The organism is Pseudomonas sp. P106(2024), from assembly GCF_057480815.1.
In genome coordinates this window covers 85,740-107,957 of record NZ_JBLIYU010000012.1, presented here as the reverse complement: position 1 = coordinate 107,957, position 22,218 = coordinate 85,740, and the positions used below count along the sequence as shown (strand labels likewise).

Sequence of the window (22,218 nt, the reverse complement as noted above, 5' to 3'; positions counted from 1 at the left end):
ACATGGGAACGCGATCTACCTGTGGGAGCGGCCTTGTGTCGCGAAAGGGCCGCAAAGCGGCCCCTGGTCACTCAATTACCTTTCACCGCATAATCCGGCCGCTTGTCATTCCCCGGAATGAACGGGCTCCAAGGCTGCGCCCGCAGCGGCTCCTCGGTCTGCCACACCACGCTGAACTGTCCGTCATCCTGGATTTCGCCGATCATCACCGGCTTGTGCAGGTGGTGGTTGGTCTTGTCCATGGTCAGGGTGAAGCCCGACGGCGCCTTGAAGCTCTGCCCGGCCAGTGCCTCACGCACTTTGTCCACATCGGTGGACTTGGCTTTTTCCACCGCTTGCGCCCACATGTGGATACCTACGTAGGTGGCCTCCATAGGGTCGTTGGTCACCGCCTTGTCGGCCCCCGGCAGGCCCTTGGCCTTGGCGTAGGCCTTCCAGTCGGCGACGAACTTCTGGTTCACCGGGTTATCCACGGACTCGAAGTAGTTCCACGCCGCCAGGTGCCCCACCAGCGGCTTGGTGTCGATGCCACGCAGCTCCTCTTCACCCACCGAGAAGGCCACCACCGGTACATCGGTGGCCTTCAGCCCCTGGTTGGCCAGCTCCTTGTAGAACGGCACGTTGGAGTCGCCATTGACCGTGGAGATGACCGCCGTCTTGCCGCCGGCGGAGAACTTCTTGATGTTGGCGACTATGGTCTGGTAATCGCTGTGGCCGAACGGCGTGTAGACCTCTTCGATGTCCTTGTCGGCCACGCCCTTGCTGTGCAGGAAGGCGCGCAGGATCTTGTTGGTGGTGCGCGGGTAGACGTAGTCGGTGCCCAGCAGGAAGAAGCGCTTGGCGCCGCCACCGTCCTCGCTCATCAGGTATTCCACGGCCGGGATTGCCTGCTGGTTAGGCGCGGCGCCGGTGTAGAACACGTTCGGCGACATCTCTTCACCCTCGTACTGCACGGGGTAGAACAGCAGCCCGTTGAGCTCCTCGAACACCGGCAGCACCGACTTGCGCGACACCGAGGTCCAGCAGCCGAACACCACCGCCACCTTGTCCTGTGTCAGCAGCTGGCGGCTCTTCTCGGCGAACAGCGGCCAGTTGGACGCCGGGTCCACCACCACCGCCTCGAGCTGCTTGCCGTTGACCCCGCCCTTGGCGTTGATCTCGTCGATGGTCATCAGCGCCATGTCCTTGAGCGAGGTCTCGGAAATCGCCATGGTCCCCGACAGCGAATGCAGGATGCCGACCTTGATGGTCTCGGCGGCCTGGATGCTCCAGCTCAGGCCCATCGCGGCGATCGATGCGCTGAGGGTGAAGGCCTTGATCAGACTGCGTCGCTTCATGTGCTCACTCCGATGTGATGGTAGGTGTTGGCCTAGTCGGAGATTGCAAAGGCTGTGCCGAGCGATGGAAGGTGCTTGGTAGAGCGGTTGTGCGACGAATCGGGGCGCGAGGAGGAGCCAGGATGGTGCTTGCAGGTTGGGCTTGCACAGGATTGGGTCGAAGGCGATGAACACTTTTGACACATAAGCGGTACTTGAGTACCGTGCCGCACCGCAGTAGTTTCTGCGGTTCGGGATTGGCGTCCCGCTGTCAGAACCGGGCACATCGCACCTGCGATAGCGTGTCCTGCATGGTTGCACCCGTTATGGGCGGAGCCGTGTGTGGGAGCCTTCGGGCTCACCGGACCTTCTGACCGGCAACGCCAACCCGCACGGCTCCGTCCACCCATATTGGCGTATGGGCACGGAGATACACTTCAGAAGGCTGCAAGGAGTCGCACCATGCTCAAGAAGATCGTTCCAGATCCACCGTTCGTATTTGTCGAGATCGCCACCTTTCATCGAGAGGTGCAGCCATGAACCAGGAATCGCTGGTCAACCTCACCCCGCGCAAATCACGTCCCGTCACCGCTTGTTCCCACTTTGGCACCTGCAATCACGCCCATGATCCGATTCTCTCGGTACGTGCTGGCGTTGATAGCGAGGATGCGCTGGTGTGCGCCGTGGCGGCGTTGAAGGCGGCGTATGAGACCAATGCTGCCGCGTTGGAGAAGGCGGGGGAGCCGTTGCGCAGTTTGCTGACGGCGACGGAGAACTCGCTGGAGAAAGGCCTGGCGCTGGCCGAAGCCGTGCTTGAAGGGTTGGAGCAAGGCTAGCGGGCCTCATCGCGGGGCAAGCCCGCTCCCACGCCGACCTCACACGGCAGGCGTGGGAGCGGGCTTGCCCCGCGATGGGTTCAGGATCAGTTGTTCGACGCCCCACGCACGGCGGTACGCGGCTGACGCCTGCTGCGTACGAACTGATAGGTCACCGCCAGAATCACGAACCAGATCGGCGTGACCACCAGCGCCGAGCGCGTATCCGCCTCCAGGCTCAACAGCACCAGAATGCCGGCAAAGAACACCAGGCACACGTAGCACATGAAACGCCCGCCGGGCATCTTGTAGGTGGACTGCTCATGCAGCGCCGCGCGCTGTTTGCGGTAGCTCAGGTACGACAGCAGGATCAGCGTCCACACGAACATGAACAGCACCGCCGACACCGTCGTCACCAGGGTGAAAGCTTCGATCACATTGGGTACCAGGTAGATCAGCACCGCGCCCAGCAGCAGGCAGGTGCAGGAGAAGTACAGGCCGTTGGCCGGCACCGCGCGGCGCGAGAGTTTCTCGAACGCCTTGGGCGCATCGCCCTCCTGGGCCAGGCCGAACAGCATGCGGCTGGTGGAGAACACGCCGCTGTTGGCCGACGAGGCCGCAGAAGTCAGCACCACGAAGTTGATGATGCTCGCCGCCGCCGGCAGGCCGGCCAGCACGAACAGCTCGACGAACGGGCTCTTGCCCGGCACCACGTCGCGCCATGGGGTGACGGCCATGATGGCGATCAGCGCCAGCACGTAGAACACGATGATGCGGACCGGGATCGAGTTGATCGCCCGCGGCAGGGTGCGCTCGGGGTTCTTCGCTTCGGCGGCTGTGGTGCCCACCAGTTCGATACCGACGAAGGCGAACACGGCGATCTGGAAGCCGGCGAAGAAACCGAGCAGGTCGTTGGGGAACATGCCGCCGTCATTCCACAGGTTGGCCAGGGTGGCGGTATGGCCGCTCGGCGACTGGAAGCCGGTGATAACCATGTACAGGCCGGTGGCGACCAGGCCCATGATGGCGATGATCTTGATCAGGGCGAACCAGAATTCCATTTCGCCGAACATCTTCACCGTCACCAGGTTCAGCGACAGCAACAAGGCCACGCAGCTCAGCGCCGGTATCCACTGCGGAAGGTCCGGGAACCAGAATTGCGTGTAGGCGGCGATCGCCACCACGTCGGCGATGCCGGTGACCACCCAGCAGAACCAGTAGGTCCAGCCGGTGAAGTAGCCGGCCCAGGGGCCGAGCAGGTCGGCGGAGAAATCGATGAACGACTTGTAGTTGAGGTTCGACAGCAGCAGCTCGCCCATGGCGCGCATGACGAAGAACAGCATGAAGCCGATGATCATGTAGACGAAGATGATCGACGGGCCGGCCAGGCTGATGGTCTTGCCCGAGCCCATGAACAGGCCGGTGCCGATGGCGCCGCCAATGGCGATGAGCTGGATGTGACGGTTGGTCAGGTTGCGTTGCAGGTGCTGCTCTTCGGAGGGTGTCTGGGAGGTCCGGGTCATAGGCTGCATTCCATTGAGGGTCAGTCTTTTTGTGAGCGAAAGCCGCGTAGGCTATCACGTCGCGTTCCAATCGCGGGTGTGGCAGATCGGCACGATCTTGGCGGTACAGCGCGGTGCTCGACATGACGGGAATCAATGGTTGTTGGTGCCGGCCTCATCGCGGGGCAAGCCCGCTCCCACGCTGATCTCACAGGGCAGGCGTGGGAGCGGGCTTGCCCCGCGATTGCGATATCAGGCCCTGACCATGATCTGGCGTCTCACCACCAGGCTATCCACCCCCCACATCACCACCATCGAAATCCCCACCAGCGGGAAGGCGACGCCCAGCACCACCATCACCCCTACTGCCGTCTTCCAGCGCGGCAGGTCATGACGCAGCGGCGGCACGCCCAATCCACCCGTGGGCTTGCGCTTCCACCACATCACCAGCCCGCTCACCGAGCCCAGCAGGATCATCAGGCACACCAGCAGGATGACGATTTGGTTCAGCGGCCCGAACATCTTGCCTTCGTGCAGCATCACCCCAAGCTCGGTGGCGCGTGCCACCGGGCTGTAGTCCTGCCAGCGCACATCGGCCAGCACCTTCCCGGTGTACTGGTCCACATGCAGGGTTGCGTCGTTGCGCGGATCGTCAGCGAATACCGCAATGGTGAAGACCCCGTCAGCACTGCTTGGCAGGGTGATGCTGTAGCCCGGCTCGACCTCGCGCAGATTGGCGATGTTCTCGACCTGCTGCAGGCTCACCTGCGGCGCCGCCGGGGCGTGATCCATCATGTGATGCCCGGCATGCTCGGCATGGGCGCCGGACACTGGCATCGGCGTGTTCTCCATCGCCCACGGCACGGTCTGGCGGTGGGCGCTGTTGAGGTCGCGGGCTTCTTTGTCGGACTTGGGCACGTCGTTCCACATGGCCGCCGGGAAGCGGTTCCACAGGTCGGCATACTGTTTGCCCCACAGCCCGGTCCAGGTCATGCCGCTGAGCAGCATCAACAGCAGCAGGGCCGAGCCCCAGAAACCGGTGACGGCATGCAGGTCGCGCCACAGCAAGCGGCCGCGCGCGCTGAAACGTGGCCACAGCACCCCGGCGCTGCTGCGCCCGCGTGGCCACCACAAATAGAGGCCGGACACGACCAGGACAATGCCCCAGCCGGCCGCCAGTTCCACCAGCCGGTCACCGACCGTGCCGACCATCAGTTCGCCATGCAAGGCGCGTGCGATGGCCTGCAGGTTCTGTTTGCCATCCTGGTCGCCCAGTACCTGGCCGCTGTACGGGTCGACGAAGACATTCAGCTCGCGCCCGCCGTCATGCACCACGAACTGTGCGCTGCGCTCGGCGCTCACCGGCGGCAGATACTGTCCCACCTGGCCTTGTGGATAAGCCTGGCGCACGTTGGCCAGCAGCGTGTCGGCGCCCTGTCGGTGATGGCCGGCCTCGACCACCATCAGCTCGCGGTACATCAACGGATCGAGTTGCGGCTTGAACAGGTAGATGATCCCGGTAAGCGCCAGCAGGACCATGAATGGCGCCACGAACAGTCCGGCATAGAAATGCCAGCGCCACGCAAGGTTGTAGAAGGAAACGTTTGGTTTGCTCATTAGAGCCTCCCGTAGACCTTAAGTGGGCGCGGTCAGGTCCCGCGCCCGTTTGTTGTTGTCAGAAGCTGAAGTCGACCTTGGTCCAGAAGGTCCTGCCTGGCTCGTTCACCGGGTCCGTGGCGCTGGCCGGGTAGCCGAACCCGGCGTTCCCGGCCAGGTTCAGGTGCTCGGCGTAGGCCTTGTCGAACAGGTTGTCGACGCCCGCGCTGAGCTTGAGGTTGTTGTTGACCTTGTAGGCGCCGTTGAGCGAGAACACGCCGAAGCCTGAGCTTGTGTCGTAGTCCTTGCCGACCACGTTGCCCTGGTTTTTGGCAATGCGGTTCTGCTCGGCGACCAGGCGCCACAGGGCACCGACGCTCCAGGTGTCGCGGCTGTAGGTCAGCCCCAGGCGGCTTTCCAGCGGTGGCATCTGTGGCAGGGCCTTGCCGTCGCTGCTGTTCTTGCCCCAGGCGTAGGCCAGGGTGGCGTCGGCCTTCCAGTTCTCGGTCAGTTTGTAGGCCGCGCCCAGTTCGCCGCCCATGATGCGGGCGTCGACGTTCTGCGCCTGGGAGGTGAGCGAGCCCATCATGTTGCGCTGGTAGTCGAACAGGATGTAGTCGCGGACCTGCCCGACATAACCCGAGGCCCAGGCCTCCAGGCGCTCGTCGCGGTACTGGATGCCGAAGTCGAGCTGGGTGGTCTTCTCCGGCTTGATGCCGTCGAAGGCGTTGACCGAGCCGGCCGGGGCGCGCTTGGGCGAGAACAGCTCCCAGTAGTCGGGGAAGCGCTGGGTGTGGCCGAGGCCGATGTAGGTGGTGGCCGGAATCGCCGCCAGGTCGTGCTCGTAGCGCACGAAGCCGCTGGGCAGGGTGTCGGCGCGGGTGTCGCCTTCGGTGGCGCTGCCCTTGCGGAAGTCGCGGGCCGAGGCACGGTCCAGGCGGGCGCCGGTGACCAGGCGATCCTCACCGGTCGCATACCAGGTGAGCTCGCCGAAGGCGCCGTAGTTGTGGAAGTCGGCGTCCTTGGTCCAGGGCTGGCCCTTGTGCGCGTTGACGCCCATGCCGCCGCGCTGGCGGTGTTCGTTGGTCTGCGCGTCGATGCCGCTGATCAGTTGCACGTCGGCCCAGCGCCAGGTGGCCTTGATCCGTGCGCCCATGGTACGGCGGTCGACGTTGCTGACCATGGGCATGCCCATCATGCCGGTGCCCGACGGAGTGCGCAGGGTGTAGTTGTCCATCACGTGGTCAGCGTAGTTGTAGTAGACCTGCGCCTCGACCTTGTCGAGCACCTCGCCCAGGTTGGACTTCTCGAAGCGCAGCCCCAGGCTCTCGCGCTTGAACTGCGAACCGTCCATGCCGCGTCCGGCGGAGCGAGCCTCGCCGTCGCCCTTGCCAGCGGTCAGTTCCAGCAAGGTGTCGGCGTCCGGGGTCCAGCCGAGGCTGACGTCGCCGTTCCACTTGTCCCAGCGCGACGGCACGGTATCGCCGTTGCCGTCCTCGAAGTCGTCCGAGTGCGACTGGTTACCGATGAAGCGCACGTAGCCGAGCTGGTTGCCGGCCGCGGCGTCGAGGACCTTGTCGAAGCGGCCGTTGGAGCCAGCCAGTACGCTGCCGTTGACCCGGCTACCCAACTCGCCGAACTTCTCCGGCTCACGCTCGAAGAGAATGGTGCCAGCCGAGCCGCCCGGCCCCCAGATCACGCTCTGCGGGCCCTTGATCACGGTGAGGCGGTCGTAGGTTTCCGGCGAGATGTACGAGGTTGGCGCGTCCATGCGGCCCGGGCAGGCGCCGAGCATCATGCCGCCGTTGGTGAGGATGTTCAGGCGCGAACCGAACATGCCGCGCAGCACCGGGTCGCCATTGGTGCCGCCAGCGCGGATCACCGAGAACCCGGGGATGGTCTTGAGGTAGTCACCGCCGTCGCTGGCCGGCACGGGCTGGCGCGGGTCCTTGGGGTTGGTGACCACGGTCAGCGGCGAGCTCGGGGCGATGGCGGTGATCACCGTCGGGCTCAGTTCGGCCGTGTTGTGGATGTGGCCTTCGTGGCCGGTTTCGGCGGCAAGGGCCAGTGGCGCGAGCAGCGAGCCGCAGAGCACGGCGATGGTGCCGCGCAGGGAAAGGGCAAAAACAGGGGTGCAGCCGGACATAATGATTCCAGTCGATCAGTCATGAGTCAGCGCGAAGCCTCCTGGCTTCGGGCGTTTAGCGTGTGGTGTTCAGGCGACGATCGATCGGGGCGGTGCGCGGCTGCGGGCGCCGGGGAATACAGCCTGCCGGGCATGGCCCTGGCGCGTGGCGACGGTGAGGTGGGTGGGTGGGGTGACGCTGCCCGCGCTGAGCGGGCTGAGGCTTTGGGGCAGGGCGGGGCAGTTGAACAGCAGGCTGCAGTAGCCACACTTCTCCCACATCACATGCAACTGGCCATCGTTGCCGTGGCCGTGGTGCTCGTCGTGACCGTGCGCCATCGGCATGCTCATGTCCATGGGCATGCCCATGGCGGCGTGGTGCTCCATCGGCATCGACTGGGAAACCAGCGGGCCGATGAAGATCATCCACATGGCGAACAGGCTCAGCCAGCCGCCACCGACGCGCCTGCGATCAGGGCGGGTAGTGCGGACGGAGCTGTAGCGCGGCAGGCTCATGGCGAGCGCCAGTCAGTCGATCAGGTCAGTGCGCGTGCTCGTGCGCGGCCTGCTCGGCCGGTGGCTGCTTCTGCACGGCGACTTCGACGGTGATGTCACCGGCCTTCTCGAAGTGCAGGGTCAGCGGGAAGCGCTTGCCGTCGGTCAGCAGGCTGCGATCCTTGGGCTGCATGATCATCACGTGGTAGGCGCTGGGGGCGAAGGTCAGGTCCTTGCCGGCGGGCACCACCACGCTTTGCACCTGTTGCATCTTCATGGCGCCGGCGGCGCTCATCGCATGCTCGTGCAGCTGGGCGTCGGCGCTGATCGGCGTGTCCGCCGAGAGCAGACGGTCGTCGGTCTTGCCGTTGTTGTGCACGACGAAATAGGCCGCGACGTTGGGCGCGTTCGGCGGCAGCTCCAGCGACCAGGGGTGGGCGATGTGCAGGTCGCCTTTGCTGTACTCGTGGGCGTTGGCATAGGCGCCGGGCAGCAGCAGGGCGGCCAGGACGAGGGCTTGCTTGAGCATGGGGGAGTCTCCGATCTATTGAGGTTCAGGCAGGCAGCGTAGTGAACTCAGGCTGGAGGAGAGGCTCGGGGATTGAGCGCGGGCCATAGCTGGCGCGGCGTGGGTTGGTAGTCGGCGAGTTGCGGCGAGTGCCCCGCTGGCAGCACGGGCGGGTTGTGCAACTGCGGCGGATAGCTGGGCAGGGCCAGCAAGGGCGCGGCACCCAGGCAGCACCAGCAGTTCATCATGCTGGCGCTGTCGTCGCTTTGCGTACCGAGGTCGATCTTGGCCAGGGCCTGGACATCGACCTTGGCCTTGTTGGCCATGCTGGAACAGAAAGCCCCCCACAGCAGCTGTTCGGCCGGGCCCTTGGGCGCGGCAGAAGACAGCGGCATGGCCAGCAGGTTGAACAGCACTGCGAAGCAGGCTATCCAGGCGATGTGCCGACGTGGGGGCATGGAGAGATCCGGTCAGGAATCGTGATGGCTATTGTACGGCGGAGTATAGGTAAAAAAGCTGGGGTGCGGTGAAGTGCCGCACCAGGGGCTGCTGCGCAGCCCATCGCGACACAAGGCCGCTCCCACAGGAGGATACGTTTCCCTGTGGGAGCAACTGTCTTGCTCACATGCTAAAAGCTGGCGCAATTACTGTGGGAGCGGCCTCGTGTCGCGAAAGGGGCGCAAAGCGCCCCGGCGTTATCAGACCTTGCCACGCCCCAGCAGTCCACGCACGGTTTCCTGCAGGTCAGCCGGCAGCACCACCACTTTCGAATTGTCGCTGCTCGCCAGGTTCTCCATCGCGCCAATGTAACGCTCACCCAGCAGGTACATGGCCGGCACGGTCTCGCTGCCCACCGCTTCCTTGACCAGGGTGATCGCCCGCGCCGATGCCTCGGCCAGGTTGACCTGGGCCTCGGCATCCAGCTTGGCCGCCTGCAGGCGCGCCTCGGCTTCGAGGATGGCAGCCTGCTTGTTGCCTTCGGCGCGGGTCACGTCGGCTTTACGCTCACGCTCGGCAGCCGCCTGGCGTTCCATGGCGGTCTGCATGCTCGGCGAGGGCTTGATGTCCTGGATCTCCACCGAGCGCACGGTCACGCCCCAGTCTTCGGTCTGCTCGGACATCGCCTCGCGCAGGCGCGCCTTGATCTGCTCGCGGCTGGACAGCGCCTCGTCCAGGTCCATGGCGCCGACGATGGCGCGCAGCGAGGTCATGGTCAGGCTGGTGACGGCGAACGAGAAGTTCTGTACGCCGTACGAGGCCTTCTGCGGGTCGACCACCTTGGCAAAGCACAGGGCGTTGGCGACGATCACCGCGTTGTCCTTGGTGATGATCTCCTGCTGCTGCACGTCGAGGATGATGTCCTTGGTCGGCAGGCGGTAGGCGACTACGTCCATGTACGGGATGACGATGTTCAGGCCCGGCTTGAGGGTGCTGTGGTAGCGGCCCAGGCGTTCGACGATCCACTCCTCGCCCTGAGGCACGATGCGCACTCCCTTGAACACGGTGATGAGAACGAATGCGGCGAGGGTGCCGACGACGATGAGGCTGGTCATGGTGCGAACTTCCTTTTAGTGCGGATTCAGGCCCGGGTGACCCGGGCGGTGTTGCCTTCGATGGCGGCCAGGCGCACGCGCTCGCCGGCGGGGATGTCGCTGTCGGCGACGCAGGTCCATTCCTCGTTGCCGAGGATCGGTTTCTGGAAGCGCACCCGGCCTTTCTGGAACTGCGACACGTTGGCGGTCAGCAGGCCGACCTCGCCGATCACGCTGTCGGCGGTCCAGCGCACGTCTGGCTTCTTGCGGCGGAACACCTTGAACCAGAGCACGGTGGTGATCGATGAGAACACCACCCACAGCAGGCCCTGCATATCGAGTTGCAGGCTGGGCGCGAGCAGCGAGACGAGCGACACCAGCACGGCGCCGATGCCGAACCAGAGGATGAAGAAGGTGGGGAGTACCAGTTCCAGCAGGATCAAGGCCACGCCGAAGACGAGCCAGATCCACCATTGCATTTCCATATGGGTGGAGCCTTCCAGAAGGGGAGAGGTGATTTTACGGCAGGATCAAGGCACAGGGCCATCTCGCGACCGTCAGCGTGGATGTGTCACCCAATCTTCCACACGCAGCCCCGGAACACGCTGGAACTCGCGCAGGTTGTTGGTCACCAGCGTGAGGCCGCGCGCGCGGGCGTGGCCGGCAATCATTCTGTCGTAGGGGCCGATGGGCGTGCCGGCCTTGGCCAGTTCCGCACGTAGCTGCGCGGTGTGAGCTGCGCCCTGAATGTCGTAGTCAAGCACATCGAGCCGTGCGGCGAACCCCTCGACAATGGCCAGATTACGCTCCGGCGCGGCGGACTTTTCCGCACCGTAGATCAACTCCATCAGGGTTACCGTGCTGATGGCCAACTGGCCGTGGTGCCGATTGAATGCCTCGCGCACCACTTGTGGCTTGTTCTTGATGGTGAAAATGCAGATGTTGGTATCGAGCATGTACCTGAGCATCAGAATCCTTCGCGCTCCTGGTCGGCTGGCTGTTCCCTGCTCGCCATGAAGTCCGAACTCACATCGTCACCCTCGAACCAGCTGTCCCAGCTTTCGCCGGCAGGCGAGATGATACGGGAACGGCCCACCGCGACGATGTCCACTCGGGTGACGTCTTCTGGAAGGGCGAGGGCTTTTGGCATGCGGATAGCCTGGCTGCGGTTGCTTTTGAAGACTGCACCTTGCTCCATGATGGGCCTCCTTGAAAGCGCAAATGTATGTCCGGAGTTTAATTCCAGGAGTGGATATGTCAATGGGATATACGTAGCATGATCAGGCCTTGAACAGGCCGAGTGCCTCTAGCAGCGACCCTGCATCGTGAAATGCCCGATCCACTTCCGGCAGCACCGGCCGCTCGAGCACCAGTACTGGAATCCCGCGCTCCCGCGCCACTTCCAGTTTCGGCTCGGTGGCCGTGCTGCCGCTGTTCTTGCTCACCAGCACGTCGATCTGCCGACGTTCGAACAGGGCACGTTCATCGTCGATGAGGAAGGGCCCGCGCGCACCGATCACTTCGCAGCGGTCATTGCCGGGGCACGCCTCGAGGGCGCGCAGGGTCCAGAACTGGTGTGGCGGGATTTCGTCCAGGTGTTGCAGGGGCTCTCGACCCAGGGTGAACAAGGGGCGTTCGAATGGGGCCAGCGCCGCGATCAGCCCGGCCCAGTCCTCGACTTCGCGCCAGTCATCACCGGGCTGCGCCTGCCATGCCGGACGGCGCAGGGCCCAGCAGGGAATGCCGGCGCAGTGTGCGGCGAGGGCGGCGTTGCGGCTGATCTGCGCGGCATAGGGATGGGTGGCGTCGATCAGCAGGTCGATGCCTTCGGCGCGCATGTACTCGGCCAGGCCTTCGGCGCCGCCATAGCCGCCGACTCGCACCTGGCAGGCCAGGTCCTGGGGAATGCGGCCGATGCCGGCGAGGCTGTAGACATGTTGCGGACCCAACTGGCGGGCGATGGCCAGGGCTTCGGTGACGCCGCCGAGGAGCAGGATGCGCCCGTTCATGCCACACCCGCCTTGCCGACGATGCCACCCTGGCGGTCGATGGCGAACACTTCCACCTGCACCTGGGCCGGCACCACGCTGCGGGCGAAGACCAGGGCGTGGCGGCACACCTCGTCACCCAGGGCGATGCCGGCGGCATGTGCCAGGGCGAGGGCCTGCTGGCTGGTGTTGGCGGCGACGATCGCCTGTTGCAGGGCCTGGTCCGCGCCAATGGCCGCCGCCCAGCCCGCCAGTTGCGGCAGGTCGATGCTCGAATGACGGCTGTGCAGGTCCATGTGCCCGGCGGCCAGCTTGCTGATCTTGCCGAAGCCGCCGCACAGCGTGAGGCGCGGCACGGGTACCTTGCGCAGGTGCTTGAGCACGGCACCGACGAAGTCGCCCATCTCGATCAGGGCGATCTCCGGCAGGTTGTAGACCCGGCGCATGGTGTCTTCGCTGGCGTTGCCGGTGCAGGCGGCGATATGGGTGTAGCCGTTGGTGTGGGCGACGTCGATGCCCTGGTGGATCGAGGCGATGTAGGCCGAGCAGGAGAACGGCCGGACGATGCCGCTGGTGCCCAGGATCGACAGCCCGCCGAGGATGCCCAGGCGTGGGTTCATGGTCTTGAGGGCCAGCTGTTCGCCGCCCTGCACGTTGACCGTCACCTCGAAACCGCCGTGGTAGCCGCAATCGCCCGCCAGTTGCAGCAGATGGTCGCTGATCATCTTGCGTGGCACCGGGTTGATGGCCGGTTCACCGACTGCCAGCACCAGCCCCGGGCGAGTCACGGTCCCCACGCCCGCGCCCGCGACGAAGCGAACGCCAGGTTCGGCGCACAAGCGCACCTGGCTGAAGAGCAGGGCGCCGTGGGTGACATCGGGGTCGTCGCCGGCATCCTTCAGGGTGCCGGCCTCGGCCAGGTCGCCCTTGAGGTGGCAGAACTCCAGGCGCATCTGCACCACCTTGCCCTTGGGCAGGGTGATCTCCACCGCGTCGTGCCGTTGCCCGGTCAGCAGCAGGCGCGCCGCCGCCAGGCTGGTGGCGGTGGCGCAACTGCCAGTGGTCAGGCCGCTGCGCAGTGGCGCGGGCTGTTCACGGGTTTCTTCACGCATCGAGAGGCTTCACCACGTCGAGCAGGGAGATCGGCAGGGCCTGGCGCCAGGTGTCGAAACTGCCCAGTGGCTGGGTATGGGCGATATGGATGCGGGTCAGCTCGCCGCCGTGCTGCTCGCGGAACTGCGCCAGGGCGACCTCGCTTTGCAGCGTGACGGCGTTGGCAACCAGGCGTCCGCCCGGCAGCAAGCGCTCCCAGCACAGGTCGAGCACGCCTTCGCGGGTGACGCCGCCGCCGATGAAGATCGCGTCGGGACGTTCCAGCCCGGCCAGCGCTTCGGGGGCCTTGCCGCGGATCAGTTGCAGGCCGGGCACGCCGAGGGTGTCGCGGTTGTGTTCGATGTAGCCCTGGCGGCCTTCGTCGGCCTCGATCGCAAGTGTGCGGCAGCTGGGATGGGCGCGCATCCACTCGATGCCGATGGAACCGCAGCCAGCGCCCACGTCCCACAGCAGTTCGCCGGGTTGCGGGGCGAGGCGGGCCAGGGTGATAGCGCGCACATCGCGCTTGGTCAACTGGCCGTCGTGACGGAAGGCGCCGTCGGGCAGGCCGGCTACTCTAGGCAGACGTGGGGTGTCGGGTGAGGCCTGGCATTCGATGGCGACCAGGTTGAGCGTGGCGATGTCGCCGTGTGGCCAGTCGTCGGCGGTGCCGCACAGCCTGCGCTCCTGTGGGCCGCCGAGGTGTTCGAACACCTGGAGACGACTGGGGCCGAAGCCATGGTCGCGCAGTTGCGCGGCGATGGATGCCGGGCTGCTTTCGTCGTTGCTCAGCACCAGCAGGCGCATGCCACTGTGCAGATGGGCATTGAGCGCGGTCAGCGGGCGGGCGACCACCGAGACCACCTGTACCTCCTGCAACGGCCAGCCCAGGCGGGCGGCGGCCAGGGCACAGGAGGAGGGCATCGACAGCACCTGCAGTTCGTCGGCGGGCAGCTGGCGCGCCAGGCTGGCGCCGACGCCGTAGAACATCGGGTCGCCGCTGGCCAGTACGCATACCGGCTCGCCGCGCAGGGCCAGGACCGGGGCCAGGGAGAAGGGGGTAGGCCAGTGCAATTGCTCGGCGGTCACGCAGCGGGGCAGCAGCGCCAACTGGCGTGGGGCACCGATGATTCGCGTGGCTGACAGCAGAGCGCGCCGGGCCTGTTTGCCCAGGCCGCTGAAGCCGTCTTCGCCGATGCCTATTACTGTCAGCCAGGGGGCCATCTGTTCCTCGTACCAATCATTGATCGCGGGGCAAGCCCGCTCCCACGAGGGGGCGTGGGAGCGGGCTTGCCCCGCGATTCGTCTAAGCGTTCGACCACCGGTTTTTCATGCCGCCGGACAAAGCAGGCATAATACCGCGCCTTCTACACTGAAGCGCACTTTCACGATTGCCGGATACCCCCTTGACGCAGCCCCCGTCCTCCGAAGTTTCGCCCCGTCCCTCGGCCTGCCCGGGGTTGTGGCGCATCGTCGCTGCGCGCGACGGTGGCATTTGCCGGATCAAGCTACCGGGCGGCCTGCTGCTGGCAGACCAGGCCGATGCCGTGGCCGACGCCGCCGAGCGCTTCGCCGGCGGGGTGATCGAGGCGACCAACCGAGCCAACTTGCAGATCCGTGGCATTGGCCAGGATCACGGTGGGCTGGTCGAGCATCTGCTGGCCGCCGGGCTCGGCCCGCGTGACGCGGCGGGCGATGATGTACGCAATCTCATGCTCAGCCCACTGGCCGGCCTCGATCCGGCCATGCTGTTCGACACCCGACCATTGGCCGGGCAGATCCTCGAGCTGCTGGAAAGCACACCCCGGTTTCACAAGCTGTCGGCCAAGTTCGCCGTGCAGCTCGATGGTGGCGAAGCGCTTGCGATGCTCGAACACGCCCATGATCTGTGGCTTTCGGCGATGCAGCGTGAAGGACGCATCTGGTTGCGGTTCGGCCTCGCAAGCAGCCTGTCGAATGGCCTGGCGCTGGGCGCGGTACCGGTGGAGCAGGGACTGGCGTTGGTGCGGGCAGTGCTGGAGCGCTTCCTTGACCTGGCGACACCTGAGCAGTCTCGCATGCGTCAATTGCTGCAGGTGTGCCCGGTGGAGCACTTCCGTGAAGGGCTGCCCCTCCAGATCGACACCACATTGATGGCCTGGCAGCGCTCGGCGACGACCAGCCCCTGGCTGGGCGTGCTGCTCCAGCGCCAGGGCGTGGCCTTGGGCGCCGCGCCGCCTCTCGGTCGTCTGACGCCCGCTATGTTGCGCAGTGCCGCACGCATCGCCCGGCATTTGGGCGATGGCAGCTTACGCCTGACGCCTTGGCAGAGCTTGGTGCTGACCTCCCTCGAACCGACCGAGCTGGAAAACGCACGCGCGCAACTGACGGCATCCGGCATGCTCTGCGACAACGAACATCCCCTGGCGCGGGTCGTCGCCTGCACCGGCTCCAGCGGTTGCGCCAAGGCCCAGGCCGACACCAAGGCCGATGCCATTGCCCTGGCCGCACTGCTGCACCACGGCGCCCCGGGAAGCGTGCACCTGTCCGCCTGTCCACGTTCCTGCGCCATGGCCCATGTGGCCCCGGCCACCCTGCTGGCCCGCGCCCCGGGCCGCTATGACCTTTACTTGCGCGACGCGCGCTTGCCGGGTTTCGGCAGGCTGCGCGGCGCCGACCTCACCCCAGAAGAAGCAGGCGCCATGCTCGACCTGCCGACGGAGCACCTTGATGATTGACTACATCCGCGATGGTCAGGAGATCTATCGCAATTCCTTCCGGATCATCCGCGAGGAAGCCCGGCTCGAGCGGATCCCCGCCGATCTCGAAAAGCTCGCCGTGCGCGTGATCCATGCCTGCGGCATGGTCGAGGCCATCGATGGCCTGCAGTTTTCCGAAGGTGCCGGTACCGCCGGCCGCGAGGCCCTGGCCAAGGGCGCGCCGATCCTCTGTGACGCGCACATGGTCGCCGAAGGCATCACCCGCGCCCGGCTGCCAGCGAACAACCCGGTGATCTGCACCCTGCGCGACCCGAGCGTGCCGGACCTGGCCAAGGCCGAAGGCAACACCCGCTCGGCGGTGGCCCTGGAACTGTGGCGCCCGCACCTGGAAGGCAGCGTGGTGGTGATCGGCAATGCACCGACCGCATTATTCTACCTGCTGGAAATGCTCGATGCCGGCGCGCCGAAACCGGCGCTGATCCTCGGCTTCCCGGTCGGCTTTGTCGGCGCCGCCGAATCCAAGGCGATGCTCGCCGCCGACAGCCGTGGCGTGCCGTTCGTGATCATGCAGGGCCGCCTGGGCGGCAGCGCGATGGCTGCCGCCGCGGTCAACGCCCTGGCCACGGAGGTGGAATGATGCACGCACGCGGACGACTGCTGGGCCTGGGCGTGGGCCCGGGCGATCCCGAACTGATCACGGTCAAGGCTCTGCGCCTGCTGCGCGAGGCCCCCGTGGTGGCGTACTTCGTGGCCAAGGGCAAGCGCGGCAATGCCTTCGGTATCATCGAGGCGCACCTGCAAGCTGAACAGATCCTGCTTCCCCTGGTATACCCGGTGACCACCGAGGCGCTGCCCGCGCCGCTCTCCTACGAGCAGGTGATCAGCGACTTCTACGACGAAGCCAGTCTGCAGGTTGCCGCGCACCTGGATGCCGGCCGCGATGTGGCGGTGATCTGCGAAGGGGACCCGTTCTTCTACGGCTCCTACATGTACCTGCACGATCGCCTGGCATCGCGCTACGAGGCCCAGGTGATTCCGGGCGTCTGCTCGATGCTCGGTGGCGCCTCGGTACTCGGTGCGCCGCTGGTGTATCGCAACCAGACCCTCACCGTGCTCTCCGGTGTGCTGCCCCCTGAAGAGCTCAAACAGCGCCTGGCCGCTGCCGACGCGGCAGTGATCATGAAGCTGGGGCGCAACTTCCCCAAAGTGCGCCAGGTGCTCGGCGAGCTGGGCCTGGATAGCCGTGCGCTGTACGTGGAGCGGGCGACCATGGCCAACCAGAAGATCGTCGCGCTGGATGAAGTCGACCCGCAGTCCTCGCCGTATTTCTCGCTGATCATCGTGCCGGGTGAGAAATGGCAGGGATGATCAAGGCACCGGCAATCGTCATTCTCGGCCCGGGCAGTTTGGCTACCGCGCAGCGAATCCAGCAGCGTTATCCACAGGCCGTGATCCATGGCCTGCAAGGGCGCGTGGAGGGTGCCGACCAATACTACGCAGTCTTCGGCGACACCCTGCGCGATCTGTATCAGCAAGACACGCCGATCATCGCCTTGTGCGCGGCGGGTATTGTCATTCGCACCCTGGCGCCGCTGTTGAGCGAAAAAGGCGTCGAGCCGCCGGTGCTGGCCGTGGCCGAGGACGGCAGCGCCGTGGTGCCGCTGCTCGGTGGCCTGGGCGGGGTCAATGTCATGGCCCGCGAAATCGGCGAGGCGCTGGGTGTCAGCGCGGCGATCACCACCAGTGGCGAGCTGCGCTTCGGCACTTGCCTGCTCAACCCGCCCGAGGGCTACGCACTGGCGGATCTGGAGCAGGGCAAGCGTTTCGTCTCCGACCTGCTGGCGGGCGAAACCGTGCGTGTCGAAGGCGACGCGCCGTGGCTCGAGCACGCGCAGTTGCCTGCAGGTGACGATGCGCGGCGCACCATCCATGTGGGGAGCGCACTGCGTCCGGCCAGTCGTGATGAACTGCTGATCCATGCGCGTTGCGTGGTGGTGGCGGTCACAGCCGGCAGCGCTGACCTGGCGCAACAGGTGCGGGAGGAACTGCTGCGAGCGAATATCGCCGAGCCCGCGTTGGCCTGCCTGCTGGCGAGCGAAGCCGAGATGGCGGAGCCGACCCTGCACGAGGCTGCCCAGGCGCTGAACGTCGCCCTGCGCTTCGCCCCGGCCGCCGAGAGCCTGGAGCGGATGCTGGCTGATGCATTGCCGCAAGCGCGTGTGGGTTCGTCCATGGGGCTCGCCCACGCCGTTGCCGCGGCACCGGTCGACATCGACCGCGTTGGCCGTCGCCGGGGGCGCCTGGCCGTGATCGGCCTGGGCCCTGGTGCCGCCGAGCTGATGGTGCCGGCGGTCAAGGCGGAGCTGGCGCGGGCGCAGGATGTGCTCGGCTACGAAACCTACGTGCGCATGGCCGGCCCCTTCCGCGACGATCAAGTGCTGCACTGCACCGACAACCGCGAAGAGATGCAGCGCGCCCGCCATGCCTTCGAGCTGGCGGCCCAGGGCCGTTCGGTGGTGGTGGTATCGTCCGGTGATCCGGGCGTATTCGCCATGGCCGCCGCAGTGCTCGAAGCGTTGCACGAGTCCAGCGACCCGGCCTGGCAGCGCGTCGAGTTGCAGATCCTGCCCGGCGTCTCGGCCTCGCTGGCCACCGCCGCGCAAGCGGGGGCACCGCTGGGGCACGATTTCTGCGTGATGTCGCTGTCGGACAACCTCAAGCCCTGGTCGATCATCGAAAAACGCCTCGACCTGGCCGCCCAGGCGGATCTGGTGCTGGCGTTCTACAACCCGATCTCCAAGGCCCGGCCTCATCAGTTGGGCGTGGCGCTGGAAGTGGTACGTCGCCATCGCGACGCAGGCACCCCCGTGGTGCTGGGCCGTGATATCGGCCGGCCGGGGCAGGCGCTGCGGGTGGTGACCCTGGGCGAGCTGCTGCCGGAGATGGTCGATATGCGCACCCTGGTGCTGGTCGGTTCCTCGACCACCTGCACCTTCCCCCGTGCCGGTGGCGGCCAGTGGGTGTACACGCCGCGCTGGTACCCCGCCAAGCCTTGAGCGAAGCCGGGGTCAGGGCAGCAGGTAGCCCTTGATCCCGGTGAAGATGATCTGCGCCGCCAGGGCGCAGACGAACAGTCCCATCAGGCGGCTGACGATCTGCAGGCCCTGGTCGCCGAGCAGCCGCTCGATACGGTGCGAGAGGTACAGCACCAGGCCGACGGTGAAGCTGGCCAGGGCGATGCTGACGATGGCCAGCAGCTTGTCGTCCCAGTGCGGCTGGCCCACCCCCATCACCAGCAGTGCACCGATGGTGCCCGGGCCGACGGTGAGCGGAATGGTCAGCGGCACGATGGTCACGTCCTGCTGCACGTTGTCAGTCTGCACAGCCGACTTGCCCTGGGCCATGCCCAGCGCCGAGATGAACAGCACCGAGCCCGCGCCGATGCGGAAGGCGTCGGCGGTGATGCCGAATACCCCGAAGATCACCCGCCCGAACAAGTACAGCAGCACGCTGGCGACCAGCGTGGCAATGGCCACCCGCCAGGCCAGTTGCTTGCGTTCCTTGCTGGAGTGGCCGCGGGTCAGGCCGATGAAACATGAGAGCACGAAGAACGGGCTGTAGAGCACGAGCATCTTCAGGTAGACGCTGAACAACTCATGGAGCATGGGGGCGGGTCCGCGACGGGATAGGTGGCACCTGTATAGCACGGAACCTGCGGGATGGGCGCGGGCTTCTCTCAGGCCAGCGGGTCAGACACTACCTGACGCTGCCCCGCCCAGAACTGGATCAGCTCACGCAATTGCGACAGCTCCACCGGCTTGGCCATGTGCCCATCCATGCCGGCCAAGCGCGCCCGCTCCTTGTGTTCGTTGAGAATGTGCGCGGTCAGCGCCACCACCGGGGTGCGCGGACGCTGGTTGGCGGTTTCCCAGGCACGCAGCTGCTGGGTGGCTGAGAAGCCGTCGAGTACCGGCATCTCGCAGTCCATCAGCACCAGGTCGTAGTGCCTGGCCTTCATCGCCTGCAGGGCTTCCTCGCCGTTGCTGGCGGTGTCCGGCTCGAGGTTGAGCTTGCCGAGCATGCCGCGGATGACCTTGGTCGAGATGCTGTTGTCCTCGGCCACCAGGATGCGGAAGTCGCCGGGCAGGTCCAATGGCACCGGGCTGCCGGCCGGCAGCGGCGGCGCGGCCTGCTCGCGGCCGCGCAGGGCGAGCTCCTCGGCGAGGGTGGTCTTGAGCGTGTAGCCGGCCACCGGCTTGGCGAGGATGCGCTTGACCCCGGCGTTGCGGGCGATGATCTTGCTCGGCGCATTGCTGATGCCGGTAAGCATGACCACCAGGATATCGTGGTTCAGGCTCGGGTCTTCCTTGATCTTGGCCGCCAGCTGCATGCCGGTCATGCCGGGCATGTTCTGGTCCAGCAGCACCGCGTCGAAGTAGTCGCGCAGGTGCGCCTTGGTACGCAGCAACGCCAGCGCTTCCTTGCCCGACGGCACCGCGCTGACGTTCATGCCCCAGGCGCTGCACTGCTGCACCAGTACCTTGCGGCAGGTATCGTTGTCGTCGACCACCAGCACCCGCGCATCGCGCAAAGGGCTGTCGAGGTCGGTGGCCGGCTGCTCCAGGCGCAGCGGGTCCAGCGGCAGGGTCAGCCACAGGGTGTTGCCCATGCTGGTGCTGGTCTTGATGCCGAACTCGCCTTGCATCAGGCCGATCAGCTGCTTGGCGATCACCAGGCCCAAGTGGCCGCCGAGCTTGTTGCTGGAGAGGAAGTGGCGGCTGTGCAGTTCGGCCTGTAGCAGGGCATCGCGCTCGGCGGGCGGCATGGGCTCGCCGCTGTCCTGCACGGCAATGCGCAAGCGCGGGCTGTCGCCGCGTTGGTCGAGGGCCACCACCAGCAGGATCTCGCCCTGGGTGGTGTTTTTCAGGGCGTTGTCCAGCAGACTCGACAGGGCCTGGCGCAGGCGTGTCGGGTCGCCGCTGACGACCCTGGGCACCTGAGGCTGGGTGAAGCTGATCAACTCGATGTTCTGCTGCTCGGCCTTGGCCCGGAAGATGTTCAGGCAATCCTCGATCAGGGCATTGAGGTCGAACTGCACATCGTCCAGTTCGATCTGCCGCGACTCGAGCTTGGAGATGTCGAGGATTTCGTTGATCAGGGTGAGCAGTTCGTTGCCGGCGCTGTGGATGGTTTGTACGTAGTCGCGCTGTTTAACCGACAGCGGCGTGCCCAGCAGCAGCTCGGTCATGCCCAGCACACCGTTCATGGGGGTGCGGATCTCGTGGCTGATCTTGGCCAGGAACTCGGCCTTGGCGTTGATCTCGGCATCGCTGGCGGCCAGGGCGCGGCTGGCGCGGAAACGCTCCTCGCTGATCCGGCGCAGGCGCTCGCTGACCGCGAGGTTGAGCAACAGGCCGCTGACCACCGTCAGCGCCATGAGGATGCACAGCAGCCAGGGCGTGGGGGTGCGGGTCAGGCCCAGCAGGGCCGGCAGCAGCACCAGGCCGCCGAGGTTGAATACCAGCATCGCCACGGTGAACAACCGCGCCGGACCGTAGCCCTTGTACCAGTGATAGCTGCTGACCAGCAGCATGCTCAGGCTGCCCAGTGCGAGCAGGGCGTAGGTCATCAGGTTCAGCGGCAGCGTGTCGACGAACAGCAGCACCATGCCGCTGACCGCTGCCACCACCATTTCCATGTGCAGCAGGCGGTTGAGCCGCGCCGAACTGCAGGGAGAGAAGAAATGCAGGGTGAAGTACAGCCCGGCCAGGCCCGCCAGCACCAGGGTCAGGTAGGCCGCCGGCGTTTGCGCGCTGTGCCACAGCTGACTCCACGGGCCAGTGAGATTGAGCAGGATCAGCGCGCTGAGCAGCATCAGGCCGTGGTACAGCGCCAGGACCAGCGTGGTGCTGGAGCGTGAATAGGCGAAGCGGATCAGGTTGTGCAGGATCAGCATCACCAGCCCGCCGAACAGCAGGCCGAACAGCAGCGACTGGCGCTGGTCGGCGGCGGCGTGGGCGGTGGACTCGACGCTGATGGCAGGGCGCAACTGGTGTTCGGAGACCAGTCGCAGGTAGATGTCCAGTGGCTGGCTGCTGTGCGGCAGCGGCAGCACATGGTCCCGGCCGCGCTGGGTCGGGCTCAGGCCATCGCCCTGGCGCCCATGGTGCAACTGGCGCAGCAGCTTGCCGCCTTCGAGGGCGTAGAGGTCCAGGCGCGACAAGTCGGGGGCGAAGATGCGGACCAGTTGCTCCTGGTCGTGCGGTTCCAGGCGATAGTGCAGCCAGAGTGCCTGGTCGGGGAGGGCGGCATCCAGTTCGTCGAGGGCCAGGGGGCTGAACTGGTTGCGGTAACGCTCGGAGCGTACATCGGACAATTGCAGGTTGCCCTGTTCATCGAGCAGCGCCGACCAGCCTGCGGCCTGTTCGGCGTGTGCCGGGAGCAGGCAGAGCAGGGTCAGCAGGCTGACGATCAGGGCTATGGCAATCCGAAGCCGACGCACGACGAAATCCCTTCTTAGCTAATGTGCCGGATAACAACTATGCGCGGC

General features: G+C 66.0%; 21 protein-coding genes. 5 read left to right on the top strand and 16 right to left on the bottom strand.

All coding sequences use genetic code 11. The annotated features are described in order from the left end of the window. Window positions 1–71: 71 nt before the first annotated feature. Window positions 72–1,337: an urea ABC transporter substrate-binding protein gene (gene urtA / locus AC25M7_RS18925; protein WP_028691298.1), complete on the bottom strand. Its 1,266-nt coding sequence runs from the start codon at window positions 1,335–1,337 to the stop codon at window positions 72–74. A 515-nt stretch (window positions 1,338–1,852) separates the two neighbouring features. On the opposite strand from urtA, the gene AC25M7_RS18920 reads away from it, so the two are divergent. Continuing rightward, on the top strand, window positions 1,853–2,152 hold the full coding sequence (locus AC25M7_RS18920; RefSeq protein ID WP_028691297.1) for a hypothetical protein: 300 nt from the start codon (window positions 1,853–1,855) through the stop codon (window positions 2,150–2,152). Window positions 2,153–2,238: 86 nt separating this feature from the next. On the opposite strand, the gene cycA is transcribed toward AC25M7_RS18920, so the two are convergent. The 13 genes from cycA to AC25M7_RS18855 form a co-directional block, all read right to left on the bottom strand. Next, the gene (gene cycA, locus AC25M7_RS18915; protein ID WP_486971361.1) at window positions 2,239–3,654 is read right to left on the bottom strand and encodes a D-serine/D-alanine/glycine transporter; all 1,416 of its coding nucleotides are present in this window, start codon (window positions 3,652–3,654) and stop codon (window positions 2,239–2,241) included. Between the two features lie 231 nt (window positions 3,655–3,885). Next, entirely contained in the window at window positions 3,886–5,250 is a 1,365-nt protein-coding gene (locus tag AC25M7_RS18910; protein ID WP_186596618.1) for a PepSY-associated TM helix domain-containing protein, read from the bottom strand. Between the two features lie 58 nt (window positions 5,251–5,308). Continuing rightward, on the bottom strand, window positions 5,309–7,375 hold the full coding sequence (locus AC25M7_RS18905) for a TonB-dependent copper receptor (protein ID WP_486971360.1): 2,067 nt from the start codon (window positions 7,373–7,375) through the stop codon (window positions 5,309–5,311). A gap of 69 nt (window positions 7,376–7,444) precedes the next feature. Then, window positions 7,445–7,870 carry a DUF2946 domain-containing protein gene (locus tag AC25M7_RS18900; protein ID WP_088852334.1) on the bottom strand — a complete coding sequence of 142 codons (426 nt, stop codon included), beginning with the start codon at window positions 7,868–7,870 and terminating at the stop codon, window positions 7,445–7,447. A 25-nt stretch (window positions 7,871–7,895) separates the two neighbouring features. Continuing rightward, window positions 7,896–8,378, bottom strand: a complete 483-nt coding sequence (locus tag AC25M7_RS18895) for a copper chaperone PCu(A)C (protein ID WP_028691292.1) — start codon at window positions 8,376–8,378, stop codon at window positions 7,896–7,898. 47 nt (window positions 8,379–8,425) lie between these two features. After that, window positions 8,426–8,815, bottom strand: coding sequence for a DUF2946 domain-containing protein (locus AC25M7_RS18890; RefSeq protein ID WP_062360885.1), 390 nt, complete (start codon window positions 8,813–8,815; stop codon window positions 8,426–8,428). A 240-nt stretch (window positions 8,816–9,055) separates the two neighbouring features. Further along, window positions 9,056–9,910, bottom strand: a complete 855-nt coding sequence (locus AC25M7_RS18885) for an SPFH domain-containing protein (RefSeq protein ID WP_028691290.1) — start codon at window positions 9,908–9,910, stop codon at window positions 9,056–9,058. Between the two features lie 26 nt (window positions 9,911–9,936). Next, complete coding sequence (locus AC25M7_RS18880; RefSeq protein WP_088852331.1) at window positions 9,937–10,374, bottom strand: NfeD family protein; 438 nt, start codon at window positions 10,372–10,374, stop codon at window positions 9,937–9,939. A gap of 72 nt (window positions 10,375–10,446) precedes the next feature. Next, a complete protein-coding gene (vapC, locus tag AC25M7_RS18875) occupies window positions 10,447–10,857 on the bottom strand; it encodes a type II toxin-antitoxin system tRNA(fMet)-specific endonuclease VapC (RefSeq protein ID WP_028691288.1) in 411 nt (136 codons plus the stop codon). Next, window positions 10,857–11,087, bottom strand: a complete 231-nt coding sequence (gene vapB, locus AC25M7_RS18870; RefSeq protein ID WP_036986184.1) for a type II toxin-antitoxin system VapB family antitoxin — start codon at window positions 11,085–11,087, stop codon at window positions 10,857–10,859. Before vapB ends, vapC begins: the two co-directional genes overlap by 1 nt. 82 nt (window positions 11,088–11,169) lie before the next feature. Beyond that, window positions 11,170–11,898 carry a cobalt-precorrin-6A reductase gene (locus AC25M7_RS18865; RefSeq protein ID WP_028691287.1) on the bottom strand — a complete coding sequence of 243 codons (729 nt, stop codon included), beginning with the start codon at window positions 11,896–11,898 and terminating at the stop codon, window positions 11,170–11,172. Continuing rightward, the gene (locus AC25M7_RS18860; RefSeq protein WP_069016473.1) at window positions 11,895–12,989 is read right to left on the bottom strand and encodes a cobalt-precorrin-5B (C(1))-methyltransferase; all 1,095 of its coding nucleotides are present in this window, start codon (window positions 12,987–12,989) and stop codon (window positions 11,895–11,897) included. The genes AC25M7_RS18865 and AC25M7_RS18860 overlap by 4 nt, the downstream gene beginning before the upstream one ends. After that, window positions 12,982–14,193 (bottom strand): bifunctional cobalt-precorrin-7 (C(5))-methyltransferase/cobalt-precorrin-6B (C(15))-methyltransferase, encoded by a 1,212-nt coding sequence (locus AC25M7_RS18855; RefSeq protein ID WP_028691285.1) that lies wholly within the window; start codon window positions 14,191–14,193, stop codon window positions 12,982–12,984. The genes AC25M7_RS18860 and AC25M7_RS18855 overlap by 8 nt, the downstream gene beginning before the upstream one ends. A 167-nt stretch (window positions 14,194–14,360) precedes the next feature. On the opposite strand from AC25M7_RS18855, the gene cobG reads away from it, so the two are divergent. The 4 genes from cobG to cobJ are packed head-to-tail and all read left to right on the top strand — an operon-like array spanning window position 14,361 to window position 18,724. Then, complete coding sequence (gene cobG, locus AC25M7_RS18850; RefSeq protein ID WP_486971359.1) at window positions 14,361–15,686, top strand: precorrin-3B synthase; 1,326 nt, start codon at window positions 14,361–14,363, stop codon at window positions 15,684–15,686. Next, window positions 15,679–16,305, top strand: coding sequence for a precorrin-8X methylmutase (locus tag AC25M7_RS18845; protein WP_011535884.1), 627 nt, complete (start codon window positions 15,679–15,681; stop codon window positions 16,303–16,305). Before cobG ends, AC25M7_RS18845 begins: the two co-directional genes overlap by 8 nt. After that, window positions 16,302–17,036, top strand: a complete 735-nt coding sequence (locus AC25M7_RS18840) for a precorrin-2 C(20)-methyltransferase (RefSeq protein WP_241411196.1) — start codon at window positions 16,302–16,304, stop codon at window positions 17,034–17,036. The genes AC25M7_RS18845 and AC25M7_RS18840 overlap by 4 nt, the downstream gene beginning before the upstream one ends. Continuing rightward, window positions 17,024–18,724 (top strand): precorrin-3B C(17)-methyltransferase, encoded by a 1,701-nt coding sequence (cobJ, locus tag AC25M7_RS18835; RefSeq protein ID WP_486971358.1) that lies wholly within the window; start codon window positions 17,024–17,026, stop codon window positions 18,722–18,724. The genes AC25M7_RS18840 and cobJ overlap by 13 nt, the downstream gene beginning before the upstream one ends. A 12-nt stretch (window positions 18,725–18,736) precedes the next feature. Here the strand turns inward: cobJ and AC25M7_RS18830 are convergent, their stop codons facing one another. Both AC25M7_RS18830 and AC25M7_RS18825 read right to left on the bottom strand, forming a co-directional pair. Then, window positions 18,737–19,333, bottom strand: a complete 597-nt coding sequence (locus tag AC25M7_RS18830; RefSeq protein ID WP_028691281.1) for a MarC family protein — start codon at window positions 19,331–19,333, stop codon at window positions 18,737–18,739. Window positions 19,334–19,404: 71 nt separating this feature from the next. After that, complete coding sequence (locus AC25M7_RS18825) at window positions 19,405–22,170, bottom strand: hybrid sensor histidine kinase/response regulator (RefSeq protein ID WP_069016470.1); 2,766 nt, start codon at window positions 22,168–22,170, stop codon at window positions 19,405–19,407. Between the last annotated feature and the right edge of the window lie 48 nt (window positions 22,171–22,218).

Bases quoted from the DNA above. Each gene is read 5' to 3' on its own strand.
- AC25M7_RS18890 (WP_062360885.1), bottom strand. From the start codon at position 8,815: ATGCCCCCACGTCGGCACATCGCCTGGATAGCCTGCTTCGCAGTGCTG.
- AC25M7_RS18895 (WP_028691292.1), bottom strand. From the start codon at position 8,378: ATGCTCAAGCAAGCCCTCGTCCTGGCCGCCCTGCTGCTGCCCGGCGCC.
- vapC (WP_028691288.1), bottom strand. From the start codon at position 10,857: ATGCTCAGGTACATGCTCGATACCAACATCTGCATTTTCACCATCAAG.
- AC25M7_RS18910 (WP_186596618.1), bottom strand. From the start codon at position 5,250: ATGAGCAAACCAAACGTTTCCTTCTACAACCTTGCGTGGCGCTGGCAT.
- AC25M7_RS18845 (WP_011535884.1), top strand. From the start codon at position 15,679: ATGATTGACTACATCCGCGATGGTCAGGAGATCTATCGCAATTCCTTC.
- cycA (WP_486971361.1), bottom strand. From the start codon at position 3,654: ATGACCCGGACCTCCCAGACACCCTCCGAAGAGCAGCACCTGCAACGC.
- AC25M7_RS18830 (WP_028691281.1), bottom strand. From the start codon at position 19,333: ATGCTCCATGAGTTGTTCAGCGTCTACCTGAAGATGCTCGTGCTCTAC.
- AC25M7_RS18885 (WP_028691290.1), bottom strand. From the start codon at position 9,910: ATGACCAGCCTCATCGTCGTCGGCACCCTCGCCGCATTCGTTCTCATC.
- AC25M7_RS18905 (WP_486971360.1), bottom strand. From the start codon at position 7,375: ATGTCCGGCTGCACCCCTGTTTTTGCCCTTTCCCTGCGCGGCACCATC.
- AC25M7_RS18855 (WP_028691285.1), bottom strand. From the start codon at position 14,193: ATGGCCCCCTGGCTGACAGTAATAGGCATCGGCGAAGACGGCTTCAGC.
- AC25M7_RS18880 (WP_088852331.1), bottom strand. From the start codon at position 10,374: ATGGAAATGCAATGGTGGATCTGGCTCGTCTTCGGCGTGGCCTTGATC.
- AC25M7_RS18900 (WP_088852334.1), bottom strand. From the start codon at position 7,870: ATGAGCCTGCCGCGCTACAGCTCCGTCCGCACTACCCGCCCTGATCGC.
- vapB (WP_036986184.1), bottom strand. From the start codon at position 11,087: ATGGAGCAAGGTGCAGTCTTCAAAAGCAACCGCAGCCAGGCTATCCGC.
- AC25M7_RS18920 (WP_028691297.1), top strand. From the start codon at position 1,853: ATGAACCAGGAATCGCTGGTCAACCTCACCCCGCGCAAATCACGTCCC.
- AC25M7_RS18860 (WP_069016473.1), bottom strand. From the start codon at position 12,989: ATGCGTGAAGAAACCCGTGAACAGCCCGCGCCACTGCGCAGCGGCCTG.
- urtA (WP_028691298.1), bottom strand. From the start codon at position 1,337: ATGAAGCGACGCAGTCTGATCAAGGCCTTCACCCTCAGCGCATCGATC.
- AC25M7_RS18840 (WP_241411196.1), top strand. From the start codon at position 16,302: ATGATGCACGCACGCGGACGACTGCTGGGCCTGGGCGTGGGCCCGGGC.
- cobJ (WP_486971358.1), top strand. From the start codon at position 17,024: ATGGCAGGGATGATCAAGGCACCGGCAATCGTCATTCTCGGCCCGGGC.
- AC25M7_RS18865 (WP_028691287.1), bottom strand. From the start codon at position 11,898: ATGAACGGGCGCATCCTGCTCCTCGGCGGCGTCACCGAAGCCCTGGCC.